Origin of the sequence: Flavilitoribacter nigricans DSM 23189 = NBRC 102662, assembly GCF_002646595.1 — a bacterium.
GTDB classification, from domain to species: Bacteria; Bacteroidota; Bacteroidia; order Chitinophagales; family Saprospiraceae; genus Flavilitoribacter; species Flavilitoribacter nigricans.
The window spans coordinates 1-2,756 of sequence record NZ_PDUD01000105.1; the positions used below are offsets into that span (position 1 = coordinate 1).

The following is a 2,756-nucleotide window of genomic DNA, read 5'->3' on the forward strand; positions in this document are numbered from 1 at the left end:
GACGGCGTGCTGGATGTGGGCGAGACCTGGCTATACACAGCCGCGCACACGATTACGCAAGATGATATCGACGATGGATTGTATACCAACACCGCCACGGTAAACGCAGTAGCGGATACCAACGGTGATGGTGATGGTAATGATGCGGGAGTAGGTGATGTAGCGGTGACCGACAGCGATGATGAAACGGTGAATGCCGCGCAGGACCCGAGCATCATGCTGACCAAGACAGCGAATAATATTGACGGAGTAGCGTCTCCAACGACCTACGATGCAGTTGGCGATGTAGTTAACTACGATATCGAGGTACTAAACGACGGTAATGTCTCCATCTACAATGTAGTAGTGACCGATCCGGGTGCCGATGCCGGTACCATCCTGGAAGTGGATGCAGACACGGACGGCTTCAACGACGGAGATACCGATGAAGACGGCGTGCTGGATGTGGGCGAGACCTGGCTATACACGGCCGCGCACACGATTACGCAAGATGATATCGACGATGGATTGTATACCAACACCGCCACGGTAAACGCAGTAGCGGATACCAACGGTGATGGTGACGGTAATGACGCGGGAGTAGGCGATGTAGCGGTGACCGACAGCGATGATGAAACGGTCAATGCGGCGCAGGATCCGAGCATCATGCTGACCAAGACGGCGAATAATATTGACGGAGTAGCGTCCCCGACCACTTACGATGCAGTTGGCGATGTAGTCAACTACGATATCGAAGTACTGAACGACGGTAACGTCTCGATCTACAATGTAGTAGTGACCGATCCGGGTGCCGATGCCGGCACCATCCTGGAAGTTGATGCGGATACGGACGGCTTCAACGACGGAGATACCGATGAAGACGGCGTTTTGGATGTGGGTGAGACCTGGCTATACACGGCCGCGCACACGATCACCCAAGATGATATCGATGATGGCTTGTACACCAACACTGCCACGGTAAATGGTGTAGCGGATACGAACGGTGATGGTGACGGCAATGATGCGGGAGTAGGCGATGTAGCGGTGACCGACAGCGATGATGAAACGGTGAATGCGGCGCAAGACCCGAGCATCATGCTGACCAAAACGGCTAGCTCTCCCGTCACATATAGCACGGTAGGAGAGGTAATTAATTACGATATCGAAGTGCTGAACGACGGTAATGTTTCCATTTACAATGTGGTGGTGACCGATCCGGGTGCCGATGCAGGAACGATTCTTCCGGTTGATGCCGACACGGATGGCTTTAATGACGGAGATACTGATGAAGACGGCGTTTTGGATGTGGGAGAGACCTGGCTGTACACAGCTGCACACACGATCACGCAAGATGATATCGATGATGGATTCTATACCAACACCGCCACGGTGAACGCAGTAGCGGATACGAATGGCGATGGTGACGGTAATGACGCAGGAGTAGGCGATGTAGCGGTAACCGATAGCGATGATGAGACGGTGAATGCTACGCAAGCCCCGAGCATCATGCTGACCAAGACGGCGAATAATATCGACGGAGTCGCGTCTCCAACGACTTATGATGCAGTTGGCGATGTAGTCAACTACGATATCGAGGTACTAAACGACGGTAACGTTTCCATCTATAATGTAGTAGTCACCGATCCGGGTGCAGACGCGGGAACTATCCTTCCGGTCGATGCGGACACGGACGGCTTCAACGACGGAGATACCGATGAAAACGGCGTACTGGATGTGGGCGAGACCTGGCTATACACGGCTGCGCACACGATCACCCAAGACGATATCGATGATGGATTCTACACCAACACCGCCACGGTAAATGCAGTAGCGGATACAAACGGTGATGGTGACGGTAATGACGCGGGAGTAGGCGATGTAGCGGTGACCGACAGCGATGATGAAACGGTGAATGCGGCGCAGGATCCGAGCATCATGCTGACCAAGACGGCGAATAATATCGACGGAGTCGCGTCTCCAACGACCTACGATGCAGTTGGCGATGTAGTCAACTACGATATCGCAGTGCTGAACGACGGTAATGTTTCCATCTACAATGTGGTGGTGACCGATCCGGGTGCCGATGCCGGCACCATCCTGGAAGTTGATGCGGATACGGACGGCTTCAACGACGGAGATACCGATGAAGACGGCGTTTTGGATGTGGGAGAGACCTGGCTGTACACGGCCGCGCACACGATTACCCAGGACGATATCGATGATGGATTGTACACCAATACCGCCACGGTAAACGCAGTAGCGGATACCAACGGTGACGGTGACGGCAATGACGCAGGAGTAGGCGATGTAGCGGTAACCGACAGCGATGACGAAACGGTCAATGCCGCACAAGCCCCGAGCATCATGCTAACCAAGACAGCGAATAATATCGACGGAGTCGCGTCTCCAACGACCTACGATGCAGTTGGCGATGTAGTCAACTACGATATCGAAGTACTGAACGACGGTAATGTCTCGATCTACAACGTAGTAGTCACCGATCCGGGTGCCGATGCGGGAACTATCCTTCCGGTTGATGCGGATACGGACGGCTTCAACGACGGAGATACCGATGAAGATGGCGTGCTGGATGTGGGCGAGACCTGGCTATACACGGCCGCGCATACGATCACCCAAGACGATATCGATGATGGCTTGTACACCAACACCGCCACGGTGAACGCAGTAGCGGATACGAACGGTGATGGTGACGGTAATGACGCAGGAGTAGGCGATGTAGCGGTGACCGACAGCGATGATGAAACGGTCAATGCCGC

The 2,756-nt window shown here is 54.0% G+C and carries 1 protein-coding gene; it reads left to right on the plus strand.

Annotated elements, in window-relative coordinates; translation table 11 throughout:
* The coding region (locus CRP01_RS41560) for a beta strand repeat-containing protein (protein ID WP_222845954.1) at nucleotides 1-2,756 on the plus strand (2,756 nt) is incomplete at both ends.